This is a genomic window from Paenibacillus agaridevorans (assembly GCF_003112455.1).
GTDB lineage: Bacteria > Bacillota > Bacilli > Paenibacillales > Paenibacillaceae > Pristimantibacillus > Pristimantibacillus agaridevorans.
Genome location: NZ_BDQX01000171.1, coordinates 166,681 through 183,778, shown reverse-complemented (window position 1 = coordinate 183,778; position 17,098 = coordinate 166,681). Strand labels below are relative to the sequence as shown.

The following is a 17,098-nucleotide window of genomic DNA, read 5'->3' as shown; positions in this document are numbered from 1 at the left end:
GAACTGCGTCTTGCCGAGTATTGCTGTATGGCTGCATTACTGGATCATGCCATTGATTGCGTCCTGGGCCTTGGTCAATGTATCCGCGACATCATCTTCCGATGTAATGGCTTTGACGATGGCATCCGTAAACAACGTTGCGATTTCGGTTGCGTTGTCGCCCGGCCAGATCGCCACCGGCTTGATTTTCTTCAGTTGCTCCAGGTTGATCTTATACAGCGGATTTTGCTCGACAAAGTCCTTCAAGCCGTTCGGATCATCGGCCAGCCCCGTGCGAAGCGGCAAGTAGCCGACCTGGGACGTAATGATCGTGTAGCCTCTGTCGCCGGTCACGAACTTGATGAATTCCCATACCGCCGCGTTTTTATTGGAGCTGTCCGGCCGCACGGCCAGCACGCTGCCCGAGTTGACGGGAACGGCTTCCTGGTCGGCGAACCGAGGCATGCCCGCACCGTACAGCTTCCAACCGCCTGCGTCGGCCGCTTGCTTCGCGCCGCTGTGGAGCGCCGTGGAGGAAGCGTACATGCCCAGATTGCCCGCCATAAATTGCTCGGAGAGCTCGGCTTCCGTGCCGACAGCCGATGCGCCATTCTGGTACAGGTCCTTCCACATGCTGATCGCTTCAGTGCTTTCCGGGCCTGCGAACCGCGCCTCTTTGCGGTCGTCTGACAAGACTTGTCCGCCGTTGCTGAGGATGAGCCCCTCCGTTATCCAGCCGTTGCTAGGCGCGAGGCCGAAGCCGTCCTTGCCGGTTTTTTCTTTGATCTGAAGAGAGGCTGCTTTAATCTCTTCCCATGTCTCAGGCGGCTGCTCCGGATTGAGCCCTGCCTCTTTAAACAGTTTCCCGTTAATGAACACGATCGGCGTGCTGAACGTGAACGCCAGCCCGTACATCTTGCCATCAATCTTGCCCAGCTCGAGCGCGTTAGGCGATATGCCCTCCAGATGCCTCTCAAGCTCCTCTTGCGGGAACGTGTCCTCGTAAGCCTTGAAGCCAAGGCTTATGCGGGAGCTGTCGAGCGTGCCGAACGGATGCTGGACGATGTCCACCGCCTTGCCGGCCGAGATATCCGCCTTATACTGCTGCATCGTCGCGTCCGGCACGCCCTCGACGATAACGCCTTTCTCCTTGCCGATCGTTTCGTTGAATTCCTTGATCAACTGCTCCATCCCCGGCTTCATCGTCGGATAGGCGAGGCTGTATGAATAGAAGGCAACTGTTATCGGATTGGCCGGATCGAGCGTCCCCATCTCCGCTTGCGTCGCCGAGACGTTGTCGCCGCTTGCACCGCCGCAAGCGCTAAGCCCGATCATGGCGCCTAACGAGACAAGCGTCATAGTTCGTTTCGCAATTCGTTTCATTAATCGATTCCTCCAGATTTCATTGTGGACTATTCCAGGCAATAGGCTTGAATGTGTTGACGCACCTCGTCATCAATGCCGAATTCGGCTTCGAGGTACCGTTCGAAGGTGCCGTACTCCTGATCGATACGGTTTCGCGACGCGTTCAGATAGCGCTCCTGCAGCTTCATCGCAGCTTCGATTTCGCGCAGATCATCCATGCTCACATACTGAGCCGCGATATCGAACATATGCCGATGAAACCCGGCCAGCGTCACATTGGACAATAGATAATCCTCCATCACGGTCTCGTACGGAACGCCCAATGTCAGCAGGATCAGCATGCTGCCGATGCCGGTACGGTCACGTCCGCCGGCGCAGTGATGAACGAGCGGCAAATTCGATGCCGGCGACTTCAACAGCTCCATCAATTGCTTGTACGAAGCGTTCCGAATCGGCAGATCGGTGTAGAGACGGTCCAGCATATCCTTCGAGAATTGCTTATGCAGACCTTGCGCGAACATTTGGGCAAGGTCCAAATCCGGCTGATCCTCGGCGCCCGCATTCGCGGGGACTCGGAGATTGACAGCTTGGCCGATCTGCGGATCCGGCTTCTTCTCAGCTTCCGCTCGGTTGCGATAGTCGAACACATGCTTGAGGCCAATCCCCTCTAAGGCCAGATGATCGTCAGGCGTTAGGCCGGTCAGCTCGGCGGCGCGGAACAAGAGCCCTTGTTTGACCGTACGGCCATCCGTCGTGCGAAGGCCTCCCATATCGCGGAAATTATATACCCCCTGAAGGGGGAGCAGGCAAGCTGGCATTAATTCATTAGTCATGGTTAAGGCTCCCTGTCGAATATTATTGGATGGGACGAGCGATTAGTGCTGAGCGGCAAGCATGGCAAGCGGGAAACGAAGATATTCATCCCGGCCCCCCGGCATGACAACGGTCTGAACCGACACGCCTTCCGGATTGACGCTGACCACATTGTAGCTGCAGTAGTCCACCATGCTGAAGTGGTCATCGTCCGCCAACTCGCCGGTAAACGCCGTGCCGTTCGCCGCGATGCTGCAAATGCCGTTGTACGTGCCGACATTGTTCGTATGAACATGGCCCGCCACGATGCCGACAACGTCTGTTCCGGCTAGCACTTGGCCTAGTTGCTCGCGGTCGGCCAGCACATGCTCAGCCGGCATCGATTCGATCGTCAGCAGCGGATGGTGAAGGGCGATGATCGTACCGCGCTCGGCCGGCGTGCTCAGTTCTTCCTCCAGCCATGCGAGCTGTTCGTTGTCGATACGGCCATAATGGTGCCCTGGAGTCTGAGAATTCAAGCCGATGAGACGAAGTCCTTGAATCGTATGGCTGTAGTAGTACGGCTGCTCGGACGGCTCTTCCTTCAAGAAGCCTTCGCGGAACGGAGCGCGATGGTCATGGTTGCCAAGCACCACGTAGACCGGAATGCCGAGTAAGGACGATCCTTCATCGACAAGTTCGCGAATGTATTCGTAGTCCTCCGTGTTGCCTTCATGCGACAAGTCGCCCGTAATGACGACAAACGATGGATTGACGCGATTCTGCTGAATATGCGCGAAGACCTGACTGACTTTATCCGCCAGATTGAATTTGACGAACGGCCCTTCCGTGTGCGGTGCGTTCATGTGCGTGTCGGTGAGGTGAACGAATTTGATTGGATTCATTTGATTTCCCTCCATTTGGCTTTTTATCTTGCATACAAGAATCATATTTGTTGTATGTAAGGCTAGTGTTAAATGAATAATTAGATTTTATAAACAAGCCGCCCCCGATTTACGAGAAATACAAAAAAGCCCTCGGCGCATCATGCGCCGAAGGCTATGAAAGTGATGGCATATAATGGAGCGGGCGTGCATTCGGATTATTCAAGTCATATAACCGTGGCGAAGCAAATCCTCGCGCATATTGCGCGAATGCTGCTGAATGATCGTTTTGGCTTCCATATAGTTCTGATTAGAGAGATGATCCAGAATTTCCTTGTACAGCTTCCTCCCCGTATATGGGCGGTTATTGCCCTTCGTCAATCGGTAGGCGACGACGAAGTACAGTAGCTTATCTCTGTGCAGCTCGAACGTATCGATCATATACCGGTTCTGCAGAGCCGTAAGCAGCGTACGCATAAACATCAAGCCGTTCTCGTAATACTCGCGGTACTTCTGCTCCTCGCTTGCCTTCACGAGCCGATCGTAATGCGATTGCATGGCCTCTAAGTCCAACTCGTACATGCCCTGAGCCATTCGGTCCAAGGCGAACGAGTACAACGCGCCCAGCAAATCGAAAATATCATACAGATCTTTAATGTCGATGCCTTTGACCAGAATGCCCCGTTTGTACAGCGTTTGGACGAACCCTTCCTTCTCGAGCAGCGATACGGCGGCGTGGACCGGGGTTCGGCTCATGCCGAGTTTCTCGGCTAGCTCGCTCTCCGAGAACAAATCTCCGGGCAGATGCGCTCCGTCCAGAAGCTGTTGGCGTATAGATTGGTAAGCTTTATCGACAAGCGGTATTTCGGACATAAGATGGCTCCTCTATTCTCGAGCAGTTCATACCTGCAATACTCAATAGTATAAGGGAACAACCTAATTGCTGACAACCAGACAATTCCTGATACGAACCAGATCATGCAATGAACCTGCACGTAGTGCTAGGTGAATACGTAATATCAAGTTTGTGACCGATCCGAAGGGTATTCATATTGAGTTAAGTCTTACGGTGGTCGAGTACTCGGGTTACGGTAGTGGATGAGGAGCCGGCGATGCCGGCTTTTTCAGTTTAAAAACCATCAAATCGGCATTTTGATAAAACGAGAACTTGAACACTCGTAAGTATGATATTAAAGTGATAGTGAAGAGGCTTTCAGTGTTACCGTTACGACAAGGTTACGAAGACGGTATTTGGAATGATTGCTTTCAAGGAGGAGAACTTCGTTGAGCTGTTTAAAGATTTGGGATGCGCCTGCAGGTGCGGTTGGCCGGGATGATTTTATCGTAAGCGTCCGTGCTGCCGGGGAAAACTGGCAGCCGCTCTTCGTATATGAGACGAAGGTGGACATGCATAACGTGAGACGGGCCTCCATGGCCTATTTCGACATGGAAGGAAGCGTGGAGGTAAGGGTCGAGAGCCGGAAGGAAATCGTACGGCAAGTCGTTATCCGGCCTCTCTCGAAACAAATTCCGTTCAAGGTAGAAGGAGCGGCAATAACCTTCCGTTTGAATGAACCGTGCAAGCTGTCCATTGAAGTGAACGGTGACCGCTTCGGCAATCTTCATCTATTCTCGAATGCTCCGGAGGAGAATCCGCCGGAAGCGGACGCTCCGAATGTACTGTTTCTGAAACCTGCCATCCATCGGATGGAGGATGTTTATCAGTTGGCCGGCAGTCCGAAGGAGCCGGGAGGCGCGGCGCCGGACGTGATTTATTTCGGACCCGGGATGCACTATCTGGAGGAGACGATCTTCCGCATCCCGTCGGGGAAAACCGTCTATATCGCCGGCGGCGCCATTGTCGTCGGCTCGCTTGTCTGCGACCATGTGCAGGATGTAACGATTCGTGGCAGAGGCGTGTTGTATTTATCCGATTTCCACCGGTTCTCCGCGTTCCGGGGTGTGAGGATCACCTATTCGAACCATATTAGCGTGGAAGGAATCGTGCTGCTGGACCCGCCGCACTATAGCATCTACATCGGCAAGTCCGAGCATATCCGGATTCGCAACTTCAAGTCCTTCAGCACGAGGGGCTGGAGCGACGGCATCGACATGATGTCCAGCTCGCATATCGAGATCGAGGATGTGTTCCTGCGGACGTCCGACGATTGTATAGCCGTATACGGAAGCCGTTGGGATTATAAAGGGGATTCGCGCTGCGTAAGGGTCAAGAACTCCGTCCTTTGGGCTGACGTAGCCCATGCGATGAATATCGGCGGACATGGGGACTACCGCAGGGGCGGCGACTTGATCGAGGATATCGAGTTCAGCAACATCGATATATTGGAGCATCATGAGCCCCAGCCTGGTTATTGGGGAGCCATGAATATTAACGCCGGCGATAATAACACGGTACGGAACGTCACCTTCGACAATATCCGTGTGGAGGATTTTGAGCTGGGCCAGCTCTTGGACATCCGTGTGGTATGGAACGAGAAATATAACCCCGTTGCCGGTAAACGGATTGAGAACATTCATTTCCGGAACGTGACCTATAATGGAAGAAATGAAAACAAAAACCGAATTTACGGGTTCGACCGGGAAAGGACTGTGGATGGTGTCACCTTCACAAATCTGCATATAAATGGTGAATTGATTTTGAATGCGGAGCAAGGACATTTCGACATCAATGAGCACGCCGATGGCATTCAGTTTCGTAAATGACTAAATAACAGTTCTGAGCGAACTGGGGGACTGCATACAAGATCAGTCTCCCAGTTCGTTCTCCCAATAGAGATATCGAGGGGGATAGACAGATGAAGGTAGAACGTACAGGGGGAAGGCTAATACGTCTCTTTAGGAAAAATCCTTTGTTGATCAAAATCTTATCCTCCTATTTAGTTATTGTTATCGTACTGTTAACCGTTTTTTCTTTTGTACTATTTCGTACTTACAGCAATAAAAGTATAGAGCAAGTCAGTCATACTTCTGAAAATTTTATATCGCAATCCTATTATATTGCGGATTTAATGCTCATAAATGTCTATTATAACTTTTATCAGTTATTTATTAACGGTGTGGATAGCGATTTTAATTATGGTTTGTATGTTGATCAATCAGACGCATTCGCCGATCAAGATGTATTGCGGAAATTAAGGCAATACGTGAAGTCAAATCCGCTTATTCGCTCCATTTATCTTTATAATTCGAAGACGGACAGGGTCATTTTCAATATATCCGAGGTAGGAGAAGGGATTCAGTCCACAGCAGATTTCTTGGATCAAGATATAATTCATATTTTCAGTAACAAAGAGCAAAATGTATCGGGTAAATATTTCACAAGAAAAGTGGATTATGTAATAAACAACAAAACGATAAACGAAAATTTCTTGACGTTGATTCTAACCAATACTTCAAGTCAGCGTGAAGTCGAATCGTCATTAGTCATTAATTTAAATGAAAGAGTTCTGCAGGAGATGGTTACCAGCGGGAGCGCCGGAGATCTTAATCAAGTATTGATCATGTATAAAGACGGTAATGTATTGTCGCATGATGACACTTCCATGATCAATAAAAATCTTTCCGATGAAAGCTTTGCCAAACAAATCATGTTGTCAAATGATGAAAAAGGCAGCTTTATAACGAAGATTAATGACAGGGAGTCCCTTGTCAGCTATGTGAAAGCAAAACATCTAGGCTTGATATTTATAGGCATAGGCGATTATAGCAAGCTGTTGTTGTCGGCCTATTCGATGCAAAGAACTTTATTGATATTAACGATTATTTTCATCCTTGCTGGAATCGTTCTGGCTGTATTGTTTACTTCGAGTATTTATAATCCGTTTCGAAAATTGCTTCATAAATACAGACTGGATTCAAACCGGCTATTGAATGATAAGAAGAAGGCATTGTTGGGCAAATTGCTTGATGGGGAAACCGACGATAAAATCCGCGACAACGATTATAGGACGGAATGCGGGGTAAGCTTCGACGATCCATACTACGTAACCCTCGTGCTTAAGATGGATTCGCTCGAAAAAGTTCTATCAGGTAAATGGTCGAAAGATGTAAGATTGGTTAAATTTGCAATTCTTAATATTGCCAGCGAATTCTTCAGGGAAAAACGATTGAAGGTAGAGGGCATCGATAACGGATACGATTATGTAAGTATGATTATAAATGTAAAGGATAGAAGCGACGAGATTGTGAGTCATATCATCGATTCGACAATGGAAATACAAGATCAGGTAGAAAAATATTTGAAGATTTCGGTATCTGCGGGAATAGGCGATATGGCAGAAGGGGTGCAAGGGATCGGACAATCCTTCCAGCATGCGCTGGCAGCCTCGAATTATCGCATTATTTACGGCAGAAAAGCAGTCATAGAATATGGTGATATAGCCGAACGAGACAATAAGGGTCTCCATGACTATCCTTATGAGATTGAGAAGAGAATGATCGAAGCGATAAAGGAACGCAATATGCGAAAAATGGACACAAGCCTCAACGAGTTTTTTGAAAGGCTTGTCTTATCCAGCGCGGATGAAATCCAAATCACGGTGCTTCAGTTAGCCGTCTTGCTCACAAGGACACTAAGCGGTATAGCCAAGACTAGCATAGAGAATGGAGAGTACAGCATAAAGGTGCTTATTGCCGAAATTCAGACCTGCGAAACGTTGGAGGAAATCAAAACGTATCTGTATTCCCTTTGCTCCAGGGTTATAGAGACAAAAGGCAATGACGCAAAAGAAAATGTAAAATCCATGATTGCGAATAAAATAAAGGATTATGTCGGAAAGCATTATAATAGCATAAATATTTCGACGGAATCGGTAGCTAACCATGTAGAGCTGTCCCCTAATTATGTCAGGTCTATATTCAAAGAGATAACAGGTGTATCATTATCCGATTATATTACACAATGCAGGATGTCGGAAGCGCAGAGACTTCTTCTTGAAACGGATGATCCTGTCAGCAGGATCGCGGAAGCGGTTGGGTATCCGGAGAATAGCAAGCACTTCTTTACCATATTCAAAAAACACTTTTACAAAACCCCGGAGAATTATAGAATGAGTATCCAAGACAACGGGAGTCCAAGCAAGCGAACCTCGAATGAGTAAAGGGGAAGGACAAAGAACCGATAGCGGTATGACTATGTCGATGTAGTCATCCAAGCTGTCGGTTCTTTTTTCTTGTAATCCGCCGGAGTTCAAATAGCATCGGGATACGTTGAAGCGTGTTTTCGAACCGGTTCAAATACAATCAAAACGTCATGATTGATAAAACGCGAACTTGAACGAGCATAAATGTACCATTAGAGTCATAGGGGAAAGGGCTTTCAGTGTGACCACGACGCGAGCCATGAGATTTGCTTAGCATATAGGGAGGATGATCAGTATGAGTGTAGCATTGAGCAGTAACAAAGCGGACCGCGTAGTGATGAAGAAGAAAAAAAAGAGCTTCCTATCGGATTTGAAACAAAATTTATATTTATACTTATTGGTTTTACCAGGCGTTTTATTTTTTGTGATTTTCTCATACCTGCCGATGGTAGGAATCATCTTAGCTTTTCAAGACTTTAATGTGATGAAAGGACTTTTCGGAAGTGAATTTGTAGGTCTGAAAAATTTCGAGTATTTTTTCTCCTCAAAGGATTGGCTGGTCGTAACCTGGAACACCGTGTATTTAAACCTATTGTTTCTTTTTTCCGGTTTGTTTTTTGCGATCCTGATTGCCATTGTTTTATCCGAAATCAGATCCAAACATTATAAGAAAGCGACACAATCTGTTGTCATTCTGCCGCATTTTATTTCCTGGACCTTGGTGTCGATGTTTGTTTTTGCATTATTGTCGACGGATGTAGGTTTTATTAATGCCATTCTAAAAACGTTTGGTTTTATTCAGGAAGGAGAGGAAATCAATTTTTATTCCAATCCGAATTTATGGGTTGCCATACTGGTTGTTTTAAAAATATGGAAAGATGCGGGTTTCGGCTCCGTTATCTATTTGGCAGCTATAGCAGGCATGGACCAGAGTATGTATGAAGCTGCCAAAATTGACGGGGCAAGCCGGTTGCAGTGTATTACAAAGATTACGTTGCCGCAGCTTAGATCAACAGCCGTTCTATTGACCTTATTTGGCATCGGAGGCATATTCCACGGAGATCTGGGAATGATCTATGCGATTGTAGGCGACAACCCTAGTTTGTATGAGGCGACCGATGTCATTGATACTTATGTATTCAGAATGCTCAGGCAAATGAATGAAATGAGCATGACTGCCGCGATCGGATTTTATCAATCTCTTGTAGGTTTAGTCATCGTATTTGTAGCGAATTATTTGGCCAGGAAATATGATTCGGATTCTGCCATTTTTTAAAGGAAGGAGATTGAAAATGAAGAGCAGCTTGGAGAATAAAGCAATAGATCTATTTTCTTATGTGTTCATGGCCATATTTTCAATATTTTGCATTGTGCCTTTTATCCTTATTATATCAAGCTCCCTGTCGGGCGAAAAAGCTGTACAATTAACCGGTTTTTCTCTTATTCCAAAAGATTTCTCGTTATTTGCTTACGAGGTCATCTTTCAGGATAACACCATATTCACCGCATACAGGACAACGATCATTATCACGGTTGCGGGTACATTCCTTTGCCTGATCCTTACCAGCGCTATGGCTTATGCCCTTTCCGTCAAAACGTTTACCCACAGAAACAAATTTGCTTTTTTCGTCTTTTTTACGATGTTGTTTAACGGAGGTTTGATACCTTCGTACCTCCTTATCTCCAAATATTTAGGTTTAAGCGATAATATCCTGGTTTATATTGTACCGGCGTTGATTAATCCGTTTAATATGTTTCTGTTAAGAAATTTCTTCAATCAAATACCGGATTCGCTGGCTGAGTCCGCCAAAATAGACGGAGCGAATGACATCTATATTTTATTTAAAATCATCCTTCCATTGGCAAAACCCGCACTGGCAACAATCGGATTGTTTTATGGACTCGGTTTCTGGAACAAGTGGTTTGAAGCCACCCTTTATATTAACGATAAAGATCTGTACTCCTTGCAATATCTGATCATGAAGGTACTGAGAGAAGTGGACTTTATGTATCAAATGGATTACATGCAAGGAGCTGTGATTAATTATGTTGCCCCCAAAAATACGGTTAAAATGGCTACAGCCGTAGTCACTACAGGCCCTATTATATTTGTTTATCCATTTGTGCAAAAGTACTTTGTTAAGGGGTTAGTAGTTGGAGCCGTTAAAGGCTAAACCCGCAAAAGCGGTTTAGTATATATGCATGGACCAATAAAAGGGAGGAAAAAAAATGAAGAAAAAGTTTTTAGTCACGTTGCTTGCCGTCACGATGCTAGCTGCTTTATTCGCAGCATGCAGCAAGCAAACCAACGGGCCTTCTGAAAGCACGGCGCCAACCAGCAGTCCGACAGAAGGTACGGATCCTGCAGCCAAGAAGGATCCGGTTACGCTTAATATTCGTTTCTTCGGGAATGAGAACGGGCATTATCGCGATGTCGATCCCGCCTTTAGAGAGTTCGAGAAACGGACGCAAGACACGCTTAATACGAAATTGAATGTGGTATGGACACCGGTTGCCGACTATGGAACAAAACATCAATTATGGATGACTTCAGGAGAAGACGTCGACCTGTTTGTCCCGTGGGAATTGACTAAATTCGCCAAAGACGGCGTATTGGCGGATTTAAGCGAATACTTTAACAACCCCAAATATCCTGGACTTCAAAAGGCTTTCTCCGAAGAGTATATCAATGATAACAAGCTCTTCGGCAAAACCTATGCCATTCCGATTACCAACTCTTTCATGGATATGGAGGGCGTATGGTACAGAAAAGATTTATTAAAGAAGTATGGAATGGACGAGATCAGCAGTTATGACGATTTGTATAACTTCCTGGAAAAAGTAAAAGAAAACGAAAAAGACATGATCCCGTTTGGAAACTATGGAAATACGGCGTTCTTTAAATTATTTACCGATATCAATGCACAACAGCTGGAGGGGAAAGTATTTCCGTTCACCGGCCAAGGAAATCCGAAGAAAAATTTTGTTTACGTTCAAATCGCCGATGACGGGAAATCCGTTGCGGGTGTGGCGGCTTATGGCGACCCGGCATCCGAATGGGCTAACTTTCATCCCGAATACGGTCTGAATTATCTGATGAACCAGTTTAATCAAGCGAAGCGGTTTAACCCATTTATTCCGGTAGATACCTTGACGAACACGACTGGAACAGGTAAGCCTGAAGCTGCAGGATACTTGACTGTAGGCGGTTTCAAGGGGAAAGAAGCCGAGCAAAAGGCAAAGAACCCGAATGCGGAGATCGGTTTCTGGCCGATCATGAAGAACAATCAGGAAATGACGCCTGGAACGCAATCCACGGACGGCAAGGCGTGGAATTTCGTGGCAAGACCTGCTAATTCCAAGAAAATCGACAGAACGATGGAATTCCTGGATTGGCTGTTCTCTAGCCAGGAAAACAACGACTTATTCACTTACGGTATCGAAGGCGAAAACTGGGAGGCTGTTGGAGAGAACCAGTGGAAAGTTCCGGACGGTGTCGATCCGGCAAAAAATTACTCGTTCCCTGGTTACCAATTGACCTGGAATCCGACATTGACCAGAATTCCAGCCGGATTGCCGGAGCAGATTCAACAATATACGGAATATCAATATAAGCCGGACACGTATCAGAAACATGTATTGGCAGGATTTACATTTGACCCAGAGCCTGTAAAAAATGAAATCGCCAAATCCAACACCGTCATGGATAAGTATCTTCCATTCTTATTGTCCGGTTTCGGCGAAGTTGAAGATAATTTGGCGAAGATGAATAAGGATCTGAAGGATTCGGGCGTAGAAAAAATCAAAGAGGAATTAAAAAATCAAATCAACGACTTCCTCGCTCAGAAAAATTAAAATACTGGAACTTACATCATGATAAATTAGGAGCACCTAGAGATTTAGCTAAATCAAATCTTTAGTTGCTCCTAATGTACTTCCATCCCTAAGGGAGGTGAGAGAAAAGAATACGAGAGTATACGAAGCAAGATTGGGGTTGGCGAAAGAAGCAGCAAGCCAAAAAAATGATGTAAGGAGAGGACATCACTTATGATTTTGCAAAACAAGAAAACAACCTGGGCGGCGCGCGCGCTGGCCGTCTGTCTGGCGGCAGTCATGCTGTTGCAATTGCTTGTCCCCGCGCCGAATAATCGTGTCTTCGCGGCTAATGAAGATTCGCAGACTGAACCCGCTCAGTCTGATCCAGCTAAAGGCATTCTGGATAAGATCGACTTCGGTAATCCTGATTCTGAAAACGCTCACAATTTCAGGGGGGACTTTACGAGCGTGATCACCGGTTTTTTAGGTGAGAAGGCCAGAGTATCTGAGCCGCGTATTCCTGCTTCAGAAACCGGAGGTTTTTTAACCTTCTCGATGAAGGTGGATCCGTATCTGCAAAATTACTTTACGGTTAAATTTGCCGGGGATGAGACGATGTCTTCTCGAGCACAAATTGTGATCAATGGCGAACAGATCGGGTATTTCAAAGGGGGAGATTATTCCCCGCTGTTAAGTGGCGAACGAGCACCGAATCAATTTATATACAGCACCATTGTGCTTCCTCTGGAGTCGACGAGAGGGAAGGAAATCGTTGAAATCACAATCAATACAACGATTCCTTGGGGGAAGGTAGAACAACCATCAAGAGGGTACTATACCGGTTATACCCATACCCAGGCTTATATTGATGTAGAGGATGAAGTGCAGGGGTATAAATTTAAAGAAGGTCAGGAACCGGGGACCGTACTGAAATCCGGTGATACCTTTGAGGAAATTGAAGCAAAGGTTGCGCAGTTAAGCCAAGAACCCATTACCACCTTTATGAATCATTATAACCATCTTGGACAAAATCCGAACAACACGTTAAATATCGCGAAATACACAAATGCTCTTCGTTATTATGCCTTGGTCTTGAAAGACGACATATCTCCAATGAAAACCCCGGAAGCGAAACGTGAAGCGTTAATGCGCATGTTCCAAGCCATTGACGTTCATACGAAAAATTATTACAAAGATACAAGGATGGTGCTTCGCGGAGGACATCAAGGGGATTGGGGAGGCTTTTACGGCGAACTGGGAGAGGCTTTATATCTTGCGGAAACCCTGATCTTTGATGAAGATGTGTTAGGAGAAGAAGAATATAATGCCTTCCTGGATCAACCCTTTGATACAGGAACGGTGGAAGGCGAATTTTCTCTTGCCAGCGCAGGGTGGAATGGGGAAGCATTAACACGCCGCATGGCATGGGAACGAGTGCTGAAGGCTAATTTTGATTTCGCCCGTTCCAGACAATCGTATATTACGAATCAAGTATTCTATACGTACGAAGGCGCATGGAAAGCTCATGAAGGGCTCAGAATGGTAGGGTCCGAATTTTATGAAGGGAAAGAGCGCAGTCATCAAATTTTATTCGAAATATTTGGAATAAAACCCTGGTTAGGTGAAGAAGTATTGGTGGGACCTAATGCGGAAGAATTAGACCTCTATCATTCTTTATTTGCTCATGATGGTTCGGCTGTCTTTACGGATGATTATACACACATAGTCGGGAAAGGTCTCGCCAAAAGCAAATTGGATGAAGAGGGCCGCGTCGTTCGACGCAAGCCTTATGGAGAACAACATACAAATTTAACCAAAGGCGGATTGGGAAGAGAAAATCACTATGTAGGTATTTATGGGGAAGTAACCAATTATATTTTGGAATACTTCTATCGAACCTTGGATCAGCCTGGGGATGAAGCGCTCAATGATGAGCTTCTGAAACAAGCTCTTAACAGCTTTTATGGTCGTTTATGGACTCGAATCGCTGATCTGGATGATGAGGGCAAACGACTATTAGCGATGAATTCCCCGTTAGATGAACGAAATGGGGGTATGCCTTCCAGAACGATTGCGTATGGCGCCAGAATGCTCGGATATGGCACGTCCTATGCGTATTTAGAAAAATATATGGCGGATCATGAGGAACGATATAGCGGTCCGGAATGGGAGAAGTATTGGGACTATGCCAGATATACCGTAGGGGCCGTACAGCAGATGAAGATGGATAATCGCTTAATGGGCGATTTGAATTCGAGGGATTTCCATCTGCGTGAAACCTATGAGTATATATTCAATACCCGGAAGGACTATGCAAGATTTAATGATGTTAAGGCCGGGGTTGTCCTTCCCCAGACCGATTTCGATTATTATACAGAACAAGAGATTGCCGCATTAGGTGTGAATCCGGAGGACTATGAACAGTTTGCATGGATCGATGTAGATAATAATTTCATCTCCATGCGAGATGGGGACTTTAGAATGTTCGGGTCGCTATCGAAGAATAACATGGCATTTCCGGGAACTGGAAACCTTCATATTGTCACGCCTGAGTATGTGCGATTGGTGCAGATTGCTCACAATAATCAATTGCAATATGAAGATTACTACATCAGATCGCAAGATATGGATGTCTATTTCCAGCGAGGAGAACCGCCACTCAAAGGATTCGCACCTTCAGCCCTGGCAGGTGAAATATTGCCCATTGCTTATCAGCCAGGGGTTGGTACAGTAGTCCGGGACAATTTTGAAGTCGATCATCCCTATTCATCTTTGACGGATTTAATGGCTGCAAGATATGGGGAGTATTTCATCCTCACGAATACCACTCGTGCTGAATACGGAAATGAACGTTCCTTTGAGGTGGAGTTGCCTTCCGATTATACAGGAAACGAGATCTTCGATTTTGTATCTAAAACAACTATTCCGGTAGTCAATGGCAAAGTAACCATTGGACCTGAAAGAGGAATGATTCTAAAATTATCAAACAAATTTGATCCGGCTCCAAAACCAAATCATGTTGATTTTGCCAAAGCGGTTGAAGGAAATGGTAGCGTAGATGTTATATGGAAAACGACTGCCGGAGGAAAAACGTATACCCTCAAACGTTCCGAATCGGAAGAGGGTCCGTATGCCGTGATTGCAGATGGGTTAACGGGCAATCACTATAAAGACACCGATGTGGTGGGCGGGAAAGAATATTACTATAAAGTGGAAGCCGTGAATGAACATGGATCAGGCTGGGAATCATGGCACGCAAAAGCAGATCTGAGCGATGCCGCATCCAAAAATCTTGCTTCTCCATGGCAGCAGGATTTCATTGGCACCACCCAAGGCAGCGCAACGGTTAACGGCGATGGGATAACAATCGAGGATGCGGATGGAAATGGCCTGGGTGTAGGAGATGATTTTAATATCTATAAAAGAGATATTCAGGATTCCTTCCACTTTGTCCATCAGACAGCCGTTGGCAATAGCTCTATTAGTGCCCGAATTGATCAGAATAGCGGCGCTCTCAGCGGTATTATGTTAAGGGAAGAGCTTTCTGCAAATTCCCGTTATCTATATTTCGGCGCGGATGACCAAGGAAACCTGGTATTGCAGGATCGTAATCGAGTATCCTTCGTGGTGTGGAATGGCGGTAAACCTGTAAGTCCGTTCAATCATGGAGTTAAAGGGTATCATGTCGACGACTATCCTTATATCAAGCTATTGTGGCATCATAATTCGCAGATCGCCTATGCTTTTGTATCGAAGGACGGAGTCGATTGGGAATACGTCGCGATGTCAGAAAGTTTATTTCCATATGCCTATTATACAGGACTCGTTTCGACTCAAGAGGCGGCATTCAGCGAAGTAACCGTATCGGCTATGCCGAGAGAGAGTCTGATGCCGTTTGTGGAAAAGGATAAAGATCAAATCACTTTGCATTGGAATAAACCAAAGCATGCCTCATGGTTCAACGTATACCGCACCTATGATGAGGAGGCGAGTTTGACCGATCCGGTATTCAAGCCTGGTACGACCGAGCTGGAAGACGGTTCCCCTTGGGAGGAGGTCCTCACGGGTGCAAGAGCGATGCCATTCCGGGACGCTCTGCGGTATGGAAGCGTGTATTACAAGGTGCTGCCCGTTCACGACGACGGCTCCCCTCAACCGTTCTCGGCTGTCGCTTCCGTCAATGCTGACTCGATTGCGACGGTGATGGAAGAAGCGAAGAGCTTGCCGGCCTACGACTATACAAAGGCGAGCTTCTATCTGTACCATGAGCAGTTGGATCGTATTGCAGCGGAGATGATGGAGAACGAATTTGACGAGGCGCAGCTGATTGACGAAATCTATGACGCGAAGAAGCTGCTTGTTTCGTCTCGGACGCTGCTGACGAAAATACAGGTGGAGCCATCGATGGCCAGAGCCTCCGAGAAGTTCTGGCAGAACGATAACATCTCCGAGGAACAGAACGCCTGGTTCTTATTTGATGGAAATCCCGCCACGATTGCCCATACCAGGTCCAAGGAAAGCTGGGTAGATGTGGACTTTGGCGCAGGGAACGAAAAAATGGTGGATACGTTCCGCTACTTGCCGAGAAGGGATGCTACTGCCCGTATCAACGAAATCGTCTTCAAGGGCTCGAATGATGGAGTGAATTGGACGGATTTGCATCGCATTAAAGGGGTAGGTCTATATGAATGGTATTCTGCCCTCAATCCCGACAGGACGCCCTACCGTTATATTCGCATTTACGACGACCATAGCGGCTTCGTGAACTTTGAAGAGATCGAGTTCCTTGAAATTGGCATTGACAAGACGCTGCTCGCGGAATTGCTGGCTGAAGCATCCGCAGTGAATGAGGCCGGCATTTATACGGTTGAAAGCGTGCAAGCTGTTGCAACGGAAGCGGCCAATGCGGCAACCGTATTGGACGATGCAGATGCAGCCCAAGAGGCAATCGATGCAGCAGCGAACCAGTTGCTCAACGCAATGGAATCGTTGGACTACATCGAAGGCATGCCAGTGCTGGAATCGCTGAGAGGCCGGTCCATCGTTGCGGAGAGATTGCTAACCATTAAAGTCGAAGCGGTAAATACGAACGACGCTGTTACGTATGGCGCGCAGAATCTGCCTCAAGGAGCGTCCTTCGATGCGGCGACCGGGATCTTT

10 protein-coding genes are annotated in these 17,098 nt (G+C 46.7%); 6 read left to right on the top strand and 4 right to left on the bottom strand.

The window, feature by feature from the left end; genetic code table 11:
* Positions 1-36 precede the first annotated feature (36 nt).
* From PAT3040_RS15785 to PAT3040_RS15770, 4 genes are all read right to left on the bottom strand, one after another.
* Positions 37-1,362 (bottom strand): ABC transporter substrate-binding protein, encoded by a 1,326-nt coding sequence (locus tag PAT3040_RS15785; RefSeq protein ID WP_108993508.1) that lies wholly within the window; start codon positions 1,360-1,362, stop codon positions 37-39.
* Positions 1,363-1,391: 29 nt separating this feature from the next.
* Positions 1,392-2,177, bottom strand: coding sequence for a tyrosine-protein phosphatase (locus tag PAT3040_RS15780; protein WP_108993507.1), 786 nt, complete (start codon positions 2,175-2,177; stop codon positions 1,392-1,394).
* Between the two features lie 42 nt (positions 2,178-2,219).
* Positions 2,220-3,041, bottom strand: a complete 822-nt coding sequence (locus tag PAT3040_RS15775; protein ID WP_181376645.1) for a metallophosphoesterase family protein — start codon at positions 3,039-3,041, stop codon at positions 2,220-2,222.
* Between the two features lie 201 nt (positions 3,042-3,242).
* Positions 3,243-3,893, bottom strand: coding sequence for a GntR family transcriptional regulator (locus tag PAT3040_RS15770; RefSeq protein WP_108993505.1), 651 nt, complete (start codon positions 3,891-3,893; stop codon positions 3,243-3,245).
* Between the two features lie 411 nt (positions 3,894-4,304).
* Here PAT3040_RS15770 and PAT3040_RS15765 point away from each other — a divergent pair, with 411 nt between their 5' ends.
* From PAT3040_RS15765 to PAT3040_RS37095, 6 genes are all read left to right on the top strand, one after another.
* Positions 4,305-5,744 carry a glycosyl hydrolase family 28 protein gene (locus PAT3040_RS15765; RefSeq protein WP_108993504.1) on the top strand — a complete coding sequence of 480 codons (1,440 nt, stop codon included), beginning with the start codon at positions 4,305-4,307 and terminating at the stop codon, positions 5,742-5,744.
* 92 nt (positions 5,745-5,836) lie between these two features.
* Positions 5,837-8,140, top strand: a complete 2,304-nt coding sequence (locus tag PAT3040_RS15760) for a helix-turn-helix domain-containing protein (RefSeq protein WP_108993503.1) — start codon at positions 5,837-5,839, stop codon at positions 8,138-8,140.
* A gap of 277 nt (positions 8,141-8,417) precedes the next feature.
* Positions 8,418-9,398 carry an ABC transporter permease gene (locus tag PAT3040_RS15755; protein WP_108993502.1) on the top strand — a complete coding sequence of 327 codons (981 nt, stop codon included), beginning with the start codon at positions 8,418-8,420 and terminating at the stop codon, positions 9,396-9,398.
* A gap of 16 nt (positions 9,399-9,414) precedes the next feature.
* On the top strand, positions 9,415-10,296 hold the full coding sequence (locus PAT3040_RS15750; protein ID WP_108993501.1) for a carbohydrate ABC transporter permease: 882 nt from the start codon (positions 9,415-9,417) through the stop codon (positions 10,294-10,296).
* Between the two features lie 55 nt (positions 10,297-10,351).
* Positions 10,352-11,977, top strand: coding sequence for an ABC transporter substrate-binding protein (locus PAT3040_RS15745; RefSeq protein WP_108993500.1), 1,626 nt, complete (start codon positions 10,352-10,354; stop codon positions 11,975-11,977).
* Positions 11,978-12,169: 192 nt separating this feature from the next.
* Positions 12,170-17,098, top strand: a 4,929-nt coding sequence (locus PAT3040_RS37095; protein WP_108993499.1) for a discoidin domain-containing protein, incomplete at its 3' end; no start/stop codon positions are given.